The 15,058-nt window shown below is 55.5% G+C and carries 16 protein-coding genes; 4 read left to right on the plus strand and 12 right to left on the minus strand.

From position 1 onward, the window contains the following. Nucleotides 1–3: 3 nt before the first annotated feature. From ACKI5T_RS20310 to nasR, 4 genes are all read right to left on the minus strand, one after another. Nucleotides 4–792, minus strand: coding sequence for an ABC transporter ATP-binding protein (locus ACKI5T_RS20310; RefSeq protein ID WP_407439777.1), 789 nt, complete (start codon nt 790–792; stop codon nt 4–6). Between the two features lie 9 nt (nt 793–801). Continuing rightward, complete coding sequence (gene ntrB / locus ACKI5T_RS20315) at nt 802–1,683, minus strand: nitrate ABC transporter permease (protein ID WP_407439779.1); 882 nt, start codon at nt 1,681–1,683, stop codon at nt 802–804. 1 nt (nt 1,684) lies between these two features. Beyond that, entirely contained in the window at nt 1,685–2,932 is a 1,248-nt protein-coding gene (locus ACKI5T_RS20320) for a CmpA/NrtA family ABC transporter substrate-binding protein (RefSeq protein WP_407439781.1), read from the minus strand. Between the two features lie 227 nt (nt 2,933–3,159). Continuing rightward, the gene (gene nasR / locus ACKI5T_RS20325) at nt 3,160–4,344 is read right to left on the minus strand and encodes a nitrate regulatory protein NasR (RefSeq protein ID WP_407439783.1); all 1,185 of its coding nucleotides are present in this window, start codon (nt 4,342–4,344) and stop codon (nt 3,160–3,162) included. Nucleotides 4,345–4,417: 73 nt separating this feature from the next. Between nasR and ACKI5T_RS20330 the strand changes: the two genes are divergently transcribed. The 3 genes from ACKI5T_RS20330 (at nt 4,418) to ACKI5T_RS20340 (ending at nt 7,118) form a co-directional block, all read left to right on the plus strand. Then, nucleotides 4,418–4,771 (plus strand): DsrE/DsrF/TusD sulfur relay family protein, encoded by a 354-nt coding sequence (locus tag ACKI5T_RS20330; protein ID WP_407439785.1) that lies wholly within the window; start codon nt 4,418–4,420, stop codon nt 4,769–4,771. A gap of 106 nt (nt 4,772–4,877) precedes the next feature. Next, nucleotides 4,878–6,662 carry a methyl-accepting chemotaxis protein gene (locus ACKI5T_RS20335; protein WP_407439787.1) on the plus strand — a complete coding sequence of 595 codons (1,785 nt, stop codon included), beginning with the start codon at nt 4,878–4,880 and terminating at the stop codon, nt 6,660–6,662. Nucleotides 6,663–6,875: 213 nt separating this feature from the next. After that, nucleotides 6,876–7,118, plus strand: a complete 243-nt coding sequence (locus tag ACKI5T_RS20340; protein WP_012017712.1) for a DUF1883 domain-containing protein — start codon at nt 6,876–6,878, stop codon at nt 7,116–7,118. Nucleotides 7,119–7,165: 47 nt separating this feature from the next. Here the strand turns inward: ACKI5T_RS20340 and ACKI5T_RS20345 are convergent, their stop codons facing one another. Together ACKI5T_RS20345 and chaB are read right to left on the minus strand one after the other, a co-directional pair. Beyond that, nucleotides 7,166–7,861 (minus strand): gamma-glutamylcyclotransferase, encoded by a 696-nt coding sequence (locus ACKI5T_RS20345; protein ID WP_407439789.1) that lies wholly within the window; start codon nt 7,859–7,861, stop codon nt 7,166–7,168. Nucleotides 7,862–8,039: 178 nt separating this feature from the next. Beyond that, nucleotides 8,040–8,270 carry a putative cation transport regulator ChaB gene (chaB, locus tag ACKI5T_RS20350; protein WP_012017714.1) on the minus strand — a complete coding sequence of 77 codons (231 nt, stop codon included), beginning with the start codon at nt 8,268–8,270 and terminating at the stop codon, nt 8,040–8,042. A 270-nt stretch (nt 8,271–8,540) separates the two neighbouring features. Here chaB and chaA point away from each other — a divergent pair, with 270 nt between their 5' ends. Continuing rightward, on the plus strand, nt 8,541–9,635 hold the full coding sequence (gene chaA, locus ACKI5T_RS20355; RefSeq protein WP_407439791.1) for a sodium-potassium/proton antiporter ChaA: 1,095 nt from the start codon (nt 8,541–8,543) through the stop codon (nt 9,633–9,635). A gap of 95 nt (nt 9,636–9,730) precedes the next feature. On the opposite strand, the gene kdsA is transcribed toward chaA, so the two are convergent. The 6 genes from kdsA to hemA are packed head-to-tail and all read right to left on the minus strand — an operon-like array spanning nt 9,731 to nt 15,035. Beyond that, on the minus strand, nt 9,731–10,585 hold the full coding sequence (gene kdsA / locus ACKI5T_RS20360) for a 3-deoxy-8-phosphooctulonate synthase (protein ID WP_012017716.1): 855 nt from the start codon (nt 10,583–10,585) through the stop codon (nt 9,731–9,733). A gap of 36 nt (nt 10,586–10,621) precedes the next feature. Then, nucleotides 10,622–11,431: an invasion regulator SirB1 gene (gene sirB1, locus ACKI5T_RS20365; protein ID WP_012017717.1), complete on the minus strand. Its 810-nt coding sequence runs from the start codon at nt 11,429–11,431 to the stop codon at nt 10,622–10,624. 3 nt (nt 11,432–11,434) lie between these two features. Next, the gene (sirB2, locus tag ACKI5T_RS20370) at nt 11,435–11,827 is read right to left on the minus strand and encodes an invasion regulator SirB2 (RefSeq protein ID WP_407439793.1); all 393 of its coding nucleotides are present in this window, start codon (nt 11,825–11,827) and stop codon (nt 11,435–11,437) included. Further along, nucleotides 11,824–12,654, minus strand: coding sequence for a peptide chain release factor N(5)-glutamine methyltransferase (gene prmC / locus ACKI5T_RS20375; RefSeq protein ID WP_407439794.1), 831 nt, complete (start codon nt 12,652–12,654; stop codon nt 11,824–11,826). The genes sirB2 and prmC overlap by 4 nt, the downstream gene beginning before the upstream one ends. Then, complete coding sequence (gene prfA, locus ACKI5T_RS20380) at nt 12,654–13,736, minus strand: peptide chain release factor 1 (RefSeq protein WP_059179780.1); 1,083 nt, start codon at nt 13,734–13,736, stop codon at nt 12,654–12,656. The genes prmC and prfA overlap by 1 nt, the downstream gene beginning before the upstream one ends. Before the next feature lie 42 nt (nt 13,737–13,778). Continuing rightward, nucleotides 13,779–15,035, minus strand: a complete 1,257-nt coding sequence (gene hemA, locus ACKI5T_RS20385) for a glutamyl-tRNA reductase (protein ID WP_041689438.1) — start codon at nt 15,033–15,035, stop codon at nt 13,779–13,781. Between the last annotated feature and the right edge of the window lie 23 nt (nt 15,036–15,058).

Consider the following 15,058-nt stretch of genomic DNA (forward strand, 5'->3'; position numbering starts at 1 on the left):
TCCTCAGGCCGCTTTCGGCTGTTTTTCGTAGAGGAAGCGCAGAACTTGCTGGCGCATGTGGTGATAGCGGCTGTCCTCCGCCAGTTGTACGCGATTGCGCGGACGCGGCAAATCGACATGCAAAATCTCGCCTACCGTGGCCGCCGGGCCGTTGGTCATCATCAGCACGCGATCGGAGAGCAGCACCGCTTCGTCGACATCGTGGGTGATCAGCACGATGGTGGTATTCAGCTCCTGTTGGATTTTCATGACCGAATCCTGCAGATGCGCGCGGGTCAATGCATCCAGCGCGCCAAAAGGTTCGTCCATCAGCAGCACTTTTGGCTTCATCGCCAGCGCCCGTGCGATGCCCACGCGCTGCTTCATCCCGCCGGAGATTTCACCCGGACGTTTATGCAGCGCATGACCCATCTGCACGCGGTCGAGATTGTGTTCGATCCACTCCTTGCGCTCCGCTTTGCTCATGGTGCGGCGGAAAACCTGATCCACCGCCAGCGCCACGTTGTCGAAACAGGTCAGCCACGGCAGCAACGAGTGGTTCTGAAACACCACCGCCCGTTCCGGGCCCGGCCCGGCGATTTCGCGGTTATCGCAGATCAGTCCGCCTTCCGTGGGTAACGTGATCCCGGCGATAAGGTTCAGCAGCGTGGATTTGCCGCAACCGGAGTGGCCAATCAGACTGACGGTTTCACCTTCGTGGATATCAAAAGAGACGTTTTGCAGCGCCAGAAACTCGCCGCTGGCGGTGGAAAAACGCTGGCTTACGCCCTGTACCTGAATTAATGGTTTCATGTTCGTTCCTTATTTTTCCTGCCAGCTAAAGCGGCGGGCGATCAGCATCAGCCCCTGCTCCAGCAGCAACCCGACCACGCCGATGATGACGATGGCGATGAGGATGTTTTCGACGTTGAGGTTGTTCCACTCATTCCAGATCCAGAAGCCGATCCCCAGGCCCCCGGTCAGCATTTCGGCGGCGACAATCACCAGCCACGCAATGCCAATCGAGAGCCGCACGCCCGTCAGGACAGCGGGCAACACGGCCGGAAACAGGATGCGGCGCATGATGATCCACTCAGAAAGTTGCAATACCCGCGCGACGTTGAGGTAGTCCTGCGGAATACGGCGCACCCCTTCGGCGGTGTTGATGACCATCGGCCAGATAGAACAGATGAAAATGGTCCAGCTCGAGGCCGGTTCCGCTTTCTGGAACAGCAGCAGACCGATAGGTAACCACGCCAGCGGGCTGACCGGGCGCAGAAGGGCGATGAGCGGGGTGAACATGCGCGAGAAAAAGGTGAATCGACCAATCAGAAAACCGAGCGGAATGCCGACAATCGCCGCCAGACCGAATCCAATCGCCACACGCTGGAGCGAGGCGAGAATGTTCCAGCCAATCCCCATGTCGTTCGGTCCGTCACGGTAAAACGGGTCGGCAAACAGCGTGATAGCGGAATCAAGCGTACTGAGCGGCGTAGGGAAACCTTTGCTGTTGATCGCAGCCAGTTGCCACAACACCACCAGCAATCCCAGGCCAAGAAACGCCGGGATCACGCGCTGGAGAAATTCATTTATCCGGCGGGCAAACGCCGGTGCGCGGCGACGAACCTGAACCGGTGGCAGCGTGATGACTTCACCGCTGACGGACTTTTCAGCCACGATCTGTGTAGTTTGCATCTGTTTCATTTCATGCCCCTTTACGGTGAATGGCGAAGCGATTGGCATAGCCTTCAGGATCGGTGCCGTTCCAGACGGTGCCGTCCATAAGTGTGCTGCTGCGCATGGGTGACGACGGCGTGCTGATCCCGCCCACGGCGGTAGCGGCGTCCTGCCAGACGGCGGTCTGATTAATACGCTGTGCAATTCCGGCGTAATCCGGTTCGGTTTTCAGCAGGCCCCAGCGGCGGAACTGAGTCAGGAACCACATGCCGTCGGAGTGCCACGGATAGCTGACCGCGCCGTCGTTGAAGAAACGAATCGGATGGGCATCCTGCCAGCGCTGGCCGATGCCGTTATCGTATTCGCCCAGCATGCGGCCGGTGAGATACTGCTCTTTGGTGTTAAGCCAGGCGCGACGCGAGAGAATGAGCGCCGTTTCACGTTTGTTTTCCGGTGAGGCATCAATCCAGCGAGCGGCCTCCATCACGGCGCAGACCAGCGCGCGCGCGGTGTGCGGATTTTTCTCTACCCAGTCACGGCGCGTGCCGAGAATTTTCTCCGGATGCTCCGGCCAGATGGATTGTGAGGTAGCGGCGGTAAAACCGATTCGGTCGTTGATGGCGCGGGCGTTCCACGGTTCGCCAACACAAAAACCGACCATATTACCGATGCGCATGTTCATCACCATCTGCGGCGGCGGAACCACTACGGTGCGCACATCGTCAAACGGATTGATGCCCGCGCTCGCCAGCCAGTAATAGAGCCACATGGCGTGCGTGCCGGTTGGGAAGGTATGGGCGAAACTGTAAGTGCCGGGAGCCTGCTGCTGAATCAGCTTTTTCAGCCCGTCAACGTCGCGCACGCCTTGATCCAGCAGATCGTTTGAAAGTGTGATGGCCTGACCGTTGTGGTTCAGGGTCATCAGATTAGCCATCGGCTGCGGTTTACCGGCGATACCCAGCTCCAGTCCGTACAGCAGGCCATACAGAATGTGTGCCGCGTCCAGTTCACCGGCGACCAGTTTGTCGCGCACCGCAGCCCAGCTGGCTTCTTTCGTTGGCACAATCGTAATGCCGTATTTTTTGTCAAAACCTTTTAGCGCGGCGATCACCAGCGGTGCGCAGTCGGTCAGCGGGATAAAGCCCACGCGCACCGTCTCCAGCTCCGGTTTATCCGAGCCTGCCGCCCACGCAGAGTGCATGACGCCTGGAAGCAGCATCGCCCCGCCCGCTATTGCGCTTGCCTGTAAAAATCGCCGTCTCGTCCAGTTCACCATGCTCACTCCCGAAAAAAAGCCAAAAAAAAGCGCCCGCCAATGCCGAAGCATTGCTGGACGCCTTTATCCTGAAAACGAACGCACCGCCGTTGGCGCGTCGTTAAAATTTGTTAATGTGATAATGCAAAGCGGATGCCAGGTTTTTACGCCTCAATCAGGCAGTTTTCACGCTATTGCTCCCGCTTTTCGCACCTCAATCAGGCAAACCCTGCCCGTCCATTGTGCATCTACCCCTTTGGTATTACCTGCCATAACGTCTTCACCGTGAGCAGCGCGCGGGCGATATCCACCATGCGTTGATTCTTATCCATCGCCATTTTGCGCAGGGCATACCATGCCTGTTCTTCGCTCATATTTTGATGCGTCATGAGCACGCTTTTCGCTTTATCGATGGTTTTGCGCTCCTCAAGCGTGTCGCGCAACGAGGCAAGCTGGCGGGACAATAGTTCGATTTCTCGCGCCTGCTGACGCACCAGCGACAGGAGCGGTTTGTCGGGCCAGTGCGTGAATGGGTCATCCGTCTCGTCAGTAAGCCCAAACGATTCATTATCTGAATGCATTCGCTCTTCGACGGCGTGCATCAGATCGGCAATCATCACCTCTTCAAGGGCGCGTAAATGTTCAAGACGCGCCGTTTGCAGCGCAAACCAGTTGAGCGCAGTCGCCCCCTGGTCGGCAGACGGTTGGCGGGTACAGGCGATTCGGCGCAGCTGTTCGGTTTCGACACCGGGCAGGCAGTGGTGATCAAAGGTGGTCTGCACGTCAGGCTGGACGCGCGAGAGGAAAACATCAAAACAGGCTTGCTGAGCGTCGATGCGATCGACCAGCGTCTGGCGCATGTCATCGCTGAAATGGCCTTCGGTAAAACCAATCGCCCCCAGCGCGCGCTCCTGCCCCGCCAGCTCTTTGCCCTGCATCAGGCTATACAGCGCCACAAAGCGACTGGCTATTTGCGGATCGTCAATGCTGTCATTGAGCTGAGGAATGATACTGAGGACATGGCGCAGCGTACGGCTGTATTGTTCCATCGCCAGATGCGCTTTGATGCTGCGCGACACGACGGCCTCCCGCAATGGACCCAACTGCTCAAGCTGATGGAGCGCGCTGGCGATACGCTCACAGACGGCGCTGCCTGAAAAAGGCGACTGCTGCGCCAGCGCAACGTGAAATGCTGCCAGGTTTTCATCGGCTAATGCCCGGCTGGCTTTACATTCGGCGGCATACAGCTTCCCCTGCGAGCAGAGCCAGATGTTTGACGCCCCGCGCTCGCACTGTAGCATGTGGGCAAGCGTGCTGATGCAGCTCACCAGTTCGCCGAGCTGCGCCAGGTTGCTGAACTGTTGTTTGCGTATCCGTTTTGCGCGCTGAAGCCATTCGGTTGCGCCGGGTGGACTGCCATAGATGTTCGTCATGCTTACTCTCCCGGATCGTTTTTATCCCTTGAGCTAAGCAATATCCGTGCCCCTTTATGAAACTGGAGTCAACATGCAGAAAATCGTTATCGTCGCCAACGGTGCGGCTTACGGAAGTGAATCCCTTTTTAACAGTCTGCGACTGGCAATTGCTTTACGCGATCAGGAGAGCGTGCTGGAACTGCGGCTGTTTTTGATGTCGGATGCGGTGATTGCCGGGCTAAAAGGACAGAAACCTGCCGAGGGCTATAACCTCCAGCAGATGCTGGAGATCCTGACCGCGCAGGACGTTCCGGTGAAGCTGTGCAAGACCTGCACTGACGGACGCGGGATCACCTCTTTGCCGCTGATCGAGGGCGTGGAAATCGGCACGTTGGTCGAATTAGCCCAATGGACGCTGGCCGCCGATAAAGTATTAACTTTTTAATAATAAACCTCAGAAAATATTATTTTCTTATGGACGCGGTTGCACCATCAAGTTCCCGGCTGGGTTGCCGATACGAATCTTAAGTCAACTCAGCAGGTATTAACGTATGTTCAGGTCAATTCGCGCTCGTATCATCGCCGCAACGACAGGCTGTCTGGTCGTTGCCCTTATTCTTAATACCGTTATCAACTTCTACGTCACACGGCAGGATAACCAACAATCTCAGCGTGATATCCTGGCCAGTACCAGCGCCAGCCATAATATGGCTATTGCCGACTGGGTGAATAGCAAGCTTACGGTGATTGCGTCTGCGCAATCCGTGGCCCTGAATGACGATCCGGTGCCGGTGTTCAAACAACTGGCTCAGGCGGGTGGGTTTACTAACGTTTACGTCGGCTACGCCAGTAAAACGGCGAAATTCTCCGATCCCGAGGGCGTACCGGCTGATTATGATCCGACCGTTCGCCCGTGGTATCAGCAGGTTGTTACCGCCGATGCGCCCGTCGCGACTGCACCTTATGTGGATGCCGGAACGGCTAAACTGGTGGTGACGTTTGCCGTGCCGGTGAAAGAGAACGGTGAGCTGAAAGCGGTCGTCGCCGGAGACGTGGCGATGGACAGCGTGGTCGCGAACGTTCGCGGTATCCATCCTACGCCTGCCAGCAGCGGGTTGCTGATCGATAGCGACGGGACGGTGATTGCCGCAAACGATCCGGCTCAAACAATGAAGCCGTTTTCCGAAGCCATCAAAAATGTGGATTTGAACGCGCTGAAAAAAGGTGCAGCCATCGACGGAACCTTAGCGGGCGTCGAGAAAACCTTTATCGCCACCCCGGTCGCGGGCACCCACTGGATGTTGGTGGTCGCGCTCGACAACAGCGATGCCACGTCGGGAATGCGTTCTCTGCTGAAAGCCTCTGGCCTGTCGCTGGTGATTCTGGTGCTGCTCAGCGGGGCCATTATTCACTTCGTGATCGCCCGATTGCTGAAACGCCTGTCAGATGTTCGTGATGCCATGCATGCCATCGCGAACGGGACCAACGATTTGTCTCAGCGCTTACCGGAAAATGGTCAGGACGAAGTGGCAGAAATTGCCCACGCGTTTAACGCCTTTAGCGATAAGCTCTCGACGGTGATGGTGCAACTGCGTGATGCCAGCGCCTCGGTGAAAAATGCGGCGCGTGAAATTGCGGCCGGCAACCAGGATCTTTCCGGGCGTACCGAACAAGCCGCCTCCAGCCTGCGTGAAACCGCCAGTGCGGTAGAGCAAATTACCGCGTCTGTGACGCAGTCTAATGAGTCCGCCGCTGAAGCCAACGATCAGGCCAGCAAAGCCTCTGCTGCTGCATCACGCGGGGGCGAAGTGGTTTCCCAAGCCATCACCACCATGCAGTCAATTGAAGTGGCCTCTGCGAAGATCGGGGACATCACCAGCGTTATCGACGGAATCGCATTCCAGACCAACATTCTGGCGCTGAACGCAGCGGTGGAAGCCGCGCGTGCGGGTGAACAAGGTCGCGGGTTTGCGGTGGTTGCGGGCGAAGTGCGCAGTCTGGCGAGCCGCAGTGCGCAGGCCGCGAAAGAGATCAAAACGCTGATTGATTCGACTGCCCACAGCGTGGCAACCGGATCGCGCTATGTTCACCTTGCTGGTGAAAGCATGGATGAGATTCGCGCGAGCATTGGTAGCGTGTCGGGGATTATGCGTGAAATTTCAGTGGCGACCAGCGAGCAGATGAAAGGCATTCATGAGATTAATCATGCCGTGACGCATCTCGATCGCATGGTACAGCAGAACGCCGAACTGGTGGTGGAATCCGCCGCGGCGGCAGGCGCTCTACAGAGTCAGGCGGGTGACCTGGCTGAAACGGCTGGTCATTTCCGCATTTAATGTTATGACGGCGCGTATTTGCCTGTTCAAATACGCGCCAGTTAACCCCTTTCAGGCATTTTGTCATTTTTGTTTAATCGTTATGCCATTTTTTGATCAAAATCAGCATCCCGACCCTTCCCCTTTGGTGTTATGCCATGAGTGAATTGTGAACAACATCACGCTCAGGATTAACCGCAGGGAGAGCGTTGTTTTCGGACTACGGGGTAAATAATGGCACTGGTAAAAACAAGTTTGAAACTGTTTGGCGGGGATACAGTGGTGGTGCGTTGCTCAGAGCGCTGTCATATTCATTTGATGAGCACAAAAGCGCAGAAGTCGTCGCAGGCGGATATTTTAAGCGTACAGAACAAAGACAATGCGTGGCTAACGGTGCCATATACCGGCACATGGGATGTGTTGATCGACAGCCACAGCCAGTCGCTCGAACACTCCGTGAGTTATGTAGCAGCGTGACAGCGAAGGATACGGCCCGGAACGCAAGGCGTGACCGGGCTTTTTTATCAGGCGAATCCTGGGCGTAACTGCCCTTCCTGAGATTCTCCATCCATCAACGTTTTGACCTTCGACACCAGCTCGTTCAGGCAGTCATCTTTCATTCCCAAACGTGCCAGTTCTTGATCAAGCGAGAACACATACTCTGCGTTGGTGCCCAGCGGGCCGCTGGCCGCTGCAATCAACGGCGCAATCACCTGCGTGCGGGTGTCCGCTTCGTAGAGCGCATGACGCGGGTCCATGATAAACACCAGCGCATTGACGGTGCGTCCGTCGTCGAGTTCTAGCTTGCACCAGCTCGGCATATAGCAGCCGGTGATCATTTCGCGCTTCCACAGCAGGGTCAGCTCGTCTTCCAGCGTGTCCTCCGGCAAACGGTACGCCACACCCGTGGTGCGCCCGCCCTCTTTCAGTGCAAGCATCCGGCCTGGCTGACAGGCACTGCCGCGTCCAGCCGTCAGGCGCAAACAAAACGCGCGATGCCAGCCAGGGAGCGTACCCGTAGCGGATTCGCGGTATTCCAGCGCGGGATTCCACATCAGCGAGCCATAGCCAAAGATCCACACCGGACCATTATCAGGACGGCAGGCCATCGTCGCCGCAAGCGACGCTGCACGCTGTTCGGCTGACCAGAGAAGCGATTCTTCTATGTCACCAAATGCCGTTTTACAATCTGCGTTCAACAAGAAATCACGCGTTAACACTTTACACCTCCGCCACTGCTTGCTTCCTTGCGACAACTGTTAGCGCCTTCCCGGCATTGTATTGACTGCTCATTTTGACAGCAGTTAATAAACGATAAGCAAATAACGGGCCGGTTGCAATACAACGGAAGTTCAACAGCCAGAAATGTCCAAACAGAGGCGGCTAATCATTTGGCCGCTATTTCTTTTTATGCCACTTATCATCCTCGCCTTTTTCGTAATCATGTTTGACCGCAGCCCAGGCAACGCGATGTGCGGTCTCTTCGCGGCTGGCATCGTCCCGGCGATCGTCTTTGTCTTTGTATTGATCCCAGGCGCTGTTAAACGCTTCTTTGTAAATCTCCTGCGCATGCGCTGGCAGCACATGCTGCACGCTATCGGGTAAATCGCTTTTGGATTTATACGGCATCGCTAACCTCTCTTTTCACTAAAATAATAAGTGTGGTCGATAGATTGCACCTCTGCCAGCACTATGACATTTGTGTTAAATAAGATATCTTAATGCGCTGTTAATTAGGATATATTTTTAATTAACACGTAATTACGGGCTGTTTGATTGAAAAATCAAACCTGACGTAAAATTAGGTAAAACATTACGCTGATTTACCTGTTTTCTGTTAGTTTATTGGGCTTGAATTTCACTCTATAATTACAATCATCTGCATTGACGGAGAATCGCATGACAACAACACAGGAGGCGGTAAAAACCCGCCACAAGGAGACGTCACTCATTTTCCCGGTCGTGGCACTGGCTGTGCTCTTCTTCTTAGGAAGCAGTCAGTCATTGCCAGTGGTCGTTGGGATTAATGCTCTTGCTCTGGTAGGTATTTTATTTAGCGCCTTTAGCGTAGTACGACACGCCGATGTTCTGGCACACCGTCTTGGAGAGCCTTACGGCTCGCTGATTTTAAGCCTTTCCGTCGTTATCCTCGAAGTCAGTCTCATTTCTGCATTAATGGCGACAGGCGATGCCGCGCCGACGCTGATGCGCGATACGCTTTATTCCATCATCATGATTGTGACCGGCGGTCTGGTCGGCTTTTCGTTATTGCTGGGCGGACAAAAATTTGCGACCCAGTACATGAATTTGTTTGGGATTAAACAGTATTTGATTGCCCTGTTTCCGCTGGCGATTATCGTTCTGGTGTTTCCGATGGCGCTACCGGGTGCGAATTTCACCACCGGTCAGGCTCTGCTGGTCGCGCTGATCTCTGCCGCCATGTACGGGGTATTCCTGCTTATTCAAACCAAGACGCACCAAAGCCTGTTTGTCTACGAGCATGAAGATGACGGCGATGACCCGCATCACGGCAAACCATCCGCGCATAGCAGCCTGTGGCACACCCTTTGGCTGATCGTACATCTGATTGCGGTGATTGCCGTGACCAAGATGAACGCCAATCCGCTCGAAACGCTGTTGACCGAATTGAATGCGCCTGTCGCCTTTACCGGCTTCCTGGTGGCCCTGTTGATTCTCTCCCCAGAAGGGTTGGGTGCGCTGAAAGCGGTACTCAACAACCAGGTTCAGCGCGCAATGAATCTGTTCTTTGGCTCCGTGCTGGCAACGATTTCATTGACCGTTCCTGTCGTGACGATGATTGCCTTTATGACTGGCAATGAGCTGCAGTTTGCGCTGGGTGCGCCAGAAATGATTGTCATGATGGCGTCATTGTTGCTGTGTCAGATTTCGTTCTCGACCGGACGCACGAACGTGCTCAACGGTGCGGCGCATATGGCGCTGTTTATCGCCTATCTGATGACGATCTTCGCCTGAGGCGGGTACTCATCTCCGCCTTCTTGCACGCGTGAAGGCGTAAAACGAAAACGGCAACCCTAGGGTTGCCGTTTTGCTTTCTATCACGGGACACTTTAGTTGCTGGTGTCCAGCTCGTCGAAGCTTTTAACCAGATCGTCAATCGCTTTGATTTGCTTCAGGAACGGTTCCAGTTTATCCAGCGGCAGCGCGGACGGGCCGTCACATTTTGCGTTGGCTGGATCCGGGTGCGCTTCGATGAACAGACCTGCGATACCCGTTGCCATGCCCGCACGTGCCAGTTCAGTCACCTGACCACGGCGACCGCTGGATGCTGCGCCAAACGGGTCGCGGCATTGCAGGGCGTGGGTCACGTCGAAGATAACCGGTGAGTTGTTGGAGACTTTCTTCATCACGCTGAAGCCCAGCATGTCCACAACCAGGTTGTCGTAACCAAAGTTTGCGCCACGGTCACACAGGATAATTTGGTCGTTGCCACCTTCGATAAACTTATCAACGATGTTACCCATCTGACCTGGGCTGACGAACTGTGGTTTTTTAACGTTGATCACCGCACCGGTTTTCGCCATCGCTTCAACCAGATCGGTCTGGCGTGCGAGGAATGCCGGAAGCTGGATCACATCAACCACTTCCGCAACAGGCTGCGCCTGTGACGCTTCGTGTACGTCGGTGATCACTTTCACGCCAAACGTCTGTTTCAGCTCCTGGAAAATCTTCATCCCCTCTTCCAGACCTGGGCCACGGTAAGAGTTGATAGAGGAGCGGTTGGCTTTGTCAAAAGAGGCTTTAAACACATACGGGATACCCAGTTTCTGAGTTACGGTCACGTAGTGTTCGCAGATGCGCATCGCGAGGTCACGGGATTCCAGAACGTTCATGCCGCCAAACAGCACGAACGGCAGGTCGTTTGCCACGTTGATATCACCAATGCTAACCACTTTTTGTTTCATAGGATCGCCTTATACAGGTGTGAATCGGAATTAAGATTAATGCAGTGTAATTTGTTTGTGCGCGATCGCGTTGATCTGCGCGCGAATCATTTCGCTTATCGGGTCTTCCGGGCACTGCTCAACGAAGTAGTTCAAATCCGTCAGCGCAACGTGATCGCAATCCAGTTGTGCGTAGATAAGCCCGCGGTCGCGGATCTCATATGGATCTTCGGGATTGAACTGCAGCAGCACCTCGCTGGCGCGTAGTGCCAGCTCCATCTGGCGCTCTTCCATGAGGGCCGATTTCAGCGTATCGAGCAGCTTGCGCACAACTTCAGCGTTGTCCGCTTCATCAAGATCTTCGTTGAAAAGCTCAGCCACCGGGCTGATGTTGCCTTTCAGCCAGACATCCAGCGTGTGTTCGTCCAGCGTGTCACCGTTGAAGGGGTTGATTAACCACATCTCGCCTTCCAGGGATTCCGCGCGCAAAATCAGCTGCGTCGGGAAAATAACCGGAACCAGCGGAATATCCAGACGGTTCGCGACCCAAAGCAGAACAGCCCCAAGAGCCACTGCGCTGCCCTGACGGTGTTTCAGTACTTCATCCAGCCAAAGCGCATCGGAAAGGCGGTACACGCCACGCGTGTCGCAAAAGCCCCATTCGCCGTAAAACAGCTCGATCAGTTTTTCCAGTTGCCAGTCCTGAGAACGAGCCTGATTGATCTCTTCGCGCGCCAGGCTCACCAGGCTTTCCAGTTCATCGTAGACCCATTCAGATGTGAAATCGTCGCGGATCATCTCCGATATCAGGACCATCCCATCGCAAAGCGGGACTTTATTAAATTCGAAATCGGCTAAGGACTTCATGACTTACCCCAGTAACGGTATTCTTGTGGTGGCGAGTTTAATGATGATGTACAGCACCACCAGCCCCAGCAGAAAGGCAATAAATCCGGCCTGCTGGCTGCGTGGACGACGACGCCCAAGCGCGATAAAACCCAAAACGATGTAGATGATAACGCCAAACAGCTTCTCAGTCAGCCATGTGCCTTTATCAGTAAATGGCAGATAGCCTGTGACCCACATTAAACCCACGCCGGAAAGGAAAAGCACCGTGTCGATACAGTGGGGTGCCACGCGCACCCACCGGGCGTCGATCAGTGAATTGTTGCTGTAGCGCCACCAGTAGCGCAGAACGAAAAAGCTGATGGTTAGCGCAACGGCGGCAATATGCACATAAATCAGAACGCTGAATGTACTCATGCCATTCTTCCCAGCGTTAAACGGTCATTGCCACCGTAGTCCTGGCAGGTTTCGACCCGTTCATAACCAGCGTGCGTAAACAGCGAACGCACCGCCTCGCCCTGCGTCCAGCCGTGTTCAATCAACAGCCAGCCACCAGCGGTTAAGTGCTGGCGTGACAACGTCACAATATGCGCAATATCCGCCAGGCCTTCTTCTGCCGCCACTAACGCCGTGAGCGGTTCAAAGCGCACATCGCCCTGCGACAGATGCGGATCGCGTTCATCAATATACGGCGGATTACTGACAATCATCTCAAACTGCTGGCCGACGAGAGCGTCAAACCAGCTGCTTTGTTGGATTTTTACGTTGTTGAAACCAAGACGCGCCACGTTACGCAACGCGAGCGCGACGGCATCGGGCATAACGTCAACGGCCGTGATCTGACAATCCGGCCGCTCGCTCGCCAGCGCCAGCGCTATCGCACCGGTTCCTGTCCCTAAATCGAGAATCCGACAGGCGGTGGCGGGAAGACGAGCCAGCGCGTGTTCCACCAGGCACTCGGTATCCGGGCGCGGGATCAGCGTGGCCGCAGAAACATACAGCGGCAGCGACCAGAATTCGCGTTCTCCCGTCAGGTGCGCCACGGGTTCACCCGCTTTGCGACGCGACAACAGTTCGGAAAGCTGGGCGTGCTGATCCGCCGTCAGCTCCGTTTCGCCAAACGCCAAAATATAGGTTCGCGCTTTGCCGGTGACATGTTCCAGCAAGATTTCAGCGTCACGGCGCGGGCTTTCGCTTTCGCCAAGCTCGCTAATCGCAACGCGTAACCAGTGCTGAAAATCCATTAGTCTTGATCTGCCAGGGCCGCCAGCTGATCGGCCTGGTATTCCTGCACGATGGGCTCAATCAGCGAGTCGAGTTTGCCTTCCATCGTTTCATCCAGACGGTAAATAGTCAGGTTGATACGGTGGTCGGTCACGCGCCCCTGCGGGAAGTTATAGGTGCGGTTACGGTCGCTACGGTCGCCGCTGCCCAACAGGTTACGGCGGGTTGAAGCTTCGGCCTGCTGACGTTTGGCAATTTCTGCCGCGCGAATACGCGAACCCAATACCGACAGTGCTTTGGCTTTGTTTTTGTGCTGGGAGCGTTCGTCCTGACATTCCACCACAATCCCGGTCGGCAAGTGGGTAATACGGATGGCAGAGTCGGTGGTGTTAACGTGCTGACCGCCCGCGCCGGATGAACGGAAGGTGTCGATACGCAAATCGCCTGGATTAATATCCGGCAGTTCGGCTTCTGGCACTTCTGGCATCACCGCCACGGTACACGCGGAGGTGTGGATACGGCCCTGGGATTCCGTTGCCGGAACGCGCTGTACGCGGTGTCCGCCGGATTCAAACTTCAGACGACCATACACGCCCTCGCCGCTAATTTTGGCGATCACTTCTTTATATCCACCATGCTCGCCTTCGTTGGCACTCATGATTTCAACACGCCAGCGACGCGATTCTGCGTAACGGCTGTACATGCGGAACAGATCGCCGGCGAACAGCGCGGCTTCATCCCCACCTGTACCGGCGCGGACTTCGACAAACGCGTTGCGCTCGTCATCGGGATCTTTCGGCAGCAGCAGAACCTGAAGCTGCTGCTCCATCTCTTCTGCACGGGCTTTCGCCTCCTGCAGTTCTTCTTGCGCCATCTCGCGCATTTCAGGATCGTCGAGCATCATCTGCGCGGTTTCAATATCTTCCTGAACCTGCTGCCAGTCGGTAAAGCAGCGCGAAACATCGCTAAGCTGCGCATATTCACGCGACAGCGCGCGAAAACGATCCTGGTCTGCAATAGTCGCGGCATCGCCGAGCAAGGCCTGAACTTCTTCGTGGCGCTCGTGCAGAGCTTCCAGTTTAGCGACGATAGAGGGCTTCATAGGCGTAAAATGCACCTTGTAATAGAAAATGGGTGTGTGGCGCTATTCCAGCCCGAGGCTGTTGCGCAGAATAGTCAGGCGTTCATCATCCCCGTTACGGGCAGCCTGTTGAAGTGATTTGGTTGGAGCATGAATTAACCGGTTGGTCAGTTTCCACGCCAGGTCCTGCATGATTACCTGCGGATCGCCGCCCTGTTCGAGGGCCGCCATCGCTTTTGCCGTCAGATCGTCGCGCACTTGCTCCGCCTGACCGCGGTATTCACGGATGGTCTCACTGGCGCTTTGCGCACGCAGCCAGGCCATAAATTCGCCCGATTCCTGCTCAACGATGGTTTCGGCCTGAACGGCGGCCGCTTTGCGTTGCGCAAGATTGTGCGAAATGATGCTTTGCAGATCGTCAACGCTGTACAAATAAGCGTTCGCAAGCTTGCCCACTTCTGGCTCGACATCGCGCGGGACGGCGATATCCACCAGCAGCATCGGCTGATTACGGCGCGATTTCAGCGCGCGTTCCACCATCCCTTTACCGATGATCGGCAGCGGGCTGGCGGTTGAACTGATAATAATGTCCGCGTCTTTCAGGCGTTCATCGATATCGCTTAACGCGATAACTTCTGCGCCCACTTCATCCGCCAGAACCTGTGCGCGTTCACGCGTACGGTTGGCGATAATCATGTGCTTGACCTTGTGCTCACGCAGATGACGCGCCACCAGCTCAATCGTCTCCCCTGCGCCAACGAGGAGCACGGTAACGGTTGAGAGGGATTCGAAGATCTGACGCGCCAGCGTACAGGCCGCGAAAGCAACCGAAACCGCACTGGCACCAATATCGGTTTCGGTTCGCACTCGCTTGGCGACGGAGAAGGATTTCTGGAACATGCGTTCCAGCTCGCTGGCTTTTAAATGCCCTTTTTGCGAATCCGCGAAGGCTTTTTTTACCTGACCCAGAATTTGCGGCTCGCCGAGCACCAGGGAGTCAAGACCGCTGGCGACGCGCATGAGATGACTGACCGCATCGTTATCTTGATGCCAGTACACGCTGGTGCGCAGCTCTTCTTCGTTCAGATTATGGTATTCACATAACCAACGAATCAGCGCTTCGTGGAGGTTATCTTGCTCTTCAACGCTCAGGTATAGCTCAGTACGGTTACACGTCGAGAGCACCACACCGCCCTGCACCATCGGTTGCGCAAGCAGGCTGTCCAGCGCCTGGTCGAGCGTATCCGGCGAAAACGTAACACGTTCTCGCAACGCAACAGGGGCTGTTTTGTGGTTGATACCGAGTGCTAAAAGGGTCATGTGAGCGGGAGTAGTACCAGCGT

Source organism: Lelliottia sp. (genome assembly GCF_045627565.1).
In the GTDB taxonomy this organism is placed as follows: domain Bacteria; phylum Pseudomonadota; class Gammaproteobacteria; order Enterobacterales; family Enterobacteriaceae; genus Enterobacter.

What these genes read in the sequence shown, in the direction of transcription:
- hemA (WP_041689438.1), bottom strand. Translation starts at nt 15,035, where the DNA reads ATGACCCTTTTAGCACTCGGTATCAACCACAAAACAGCCCCTGTTGCG.
- ACKI5T_RS20320 (WP_407439781.1), bottom strand. Translation starts at nt 2,932, where the DNA reads ATGGTGAACTGGACGAGACGGCGATTTTTACAGGCAAGCGCAATAGCG.
- ntrB (WP_407439779.1), bottom strand. Translation starts at nt 1,683, where the DNA reads ATGAAACAGATGCAAACTACACAGATCGTGGCTGAAAAGTCCGTCAGC.
- kdsA (WP_012017716.1), bottom strand. Translation starts at nt 10,585, where the DNA reads ATGAAACAAAAAGTGGTTAGCATTGGTGATATCAACGTGGCAAACGAC.
- sirB1 (WP_012017717.1), bottom strand. Translation starts at nt 11,431, where the DNA reads ATGAAGTCCTTAGCCGATTTCGAATTTAATAAAGTCCCGCTTTGCGAT.
- nasR (WP_407439783.1), bottom strand. Translation starts at nt 4,344, where the DNA reads ATGACGAACATCTATGGCAGTCCACCCGGCGCAACCGAATGGCTTCAG.
- ACKI5T_RS20330 (WP_407439785.1), top strand. Translation starts at nt 4,418, where the DNA reads ATGCAGAAAATCGTTATCGTCGCCAACGGTGCGGCTTACGGAAGTGAA.
- ACKI5T_RS20335 (WP_407439787.1), top strand. Translation starts at nt 4,878, where the DNA reads ATGTTCAGGTCAATTCGCGCTCGTATCATCGCCGCAACGACAGGCTGT.
- sirB2 (WP_407439793.1), bottom strand. Translation starts at nt 11,827, where the DNA reads ATGAGTACATTCAGCGTTCTGATTTATGTGCATATTGCCGCCGTTGCG.
- chaA (WP_407439791.1), top strand. Translation starts at nt 8,541, where the DNA reads ATGACAACAACACAGGAGGCGGTAAAAACCCGCCACAAGGAGACGTCA.
- chaB (WP_012017714.1), bottom strand. Translation starts at nt 8,270, where the DNA reads ATGCCGTATAAATCCAAAAGCGATTTACCCGATAGCGTGCAGCATGTG.
- ACKI5T_RS20310 (WP_407439777.1), bottom strand. Translation starts at nt 792, where the DNA reads ATGAAACCATTAATTCAGGTACAGGGCGTAAGCCAGCGTTTTTCCACC.
- prfA (WP_059179780.1), bottom strand. Translation starts at nt 13,736, where the DNA reads ATGAAGCCCTCTATCGTCGCTAAACTGGAAGCTCTGCACGAGCGCCAC.
- prmC (WP_407439794.1), bottom strand. Translation starts at nt 12,654, where the DNA reads ATGGATTTTCAGCACTGGTTACGCGTTGCGATTAGCGAGCTTGGCGAA.
- ACKI5T_RS20340 (WP_012017712.1), top strand. Translation starts at nt 6,876, where the DNA reads ATGGCACTGGTAAAAACAAGTTTGAAACTGTTTGGCGGGGATACAGTG.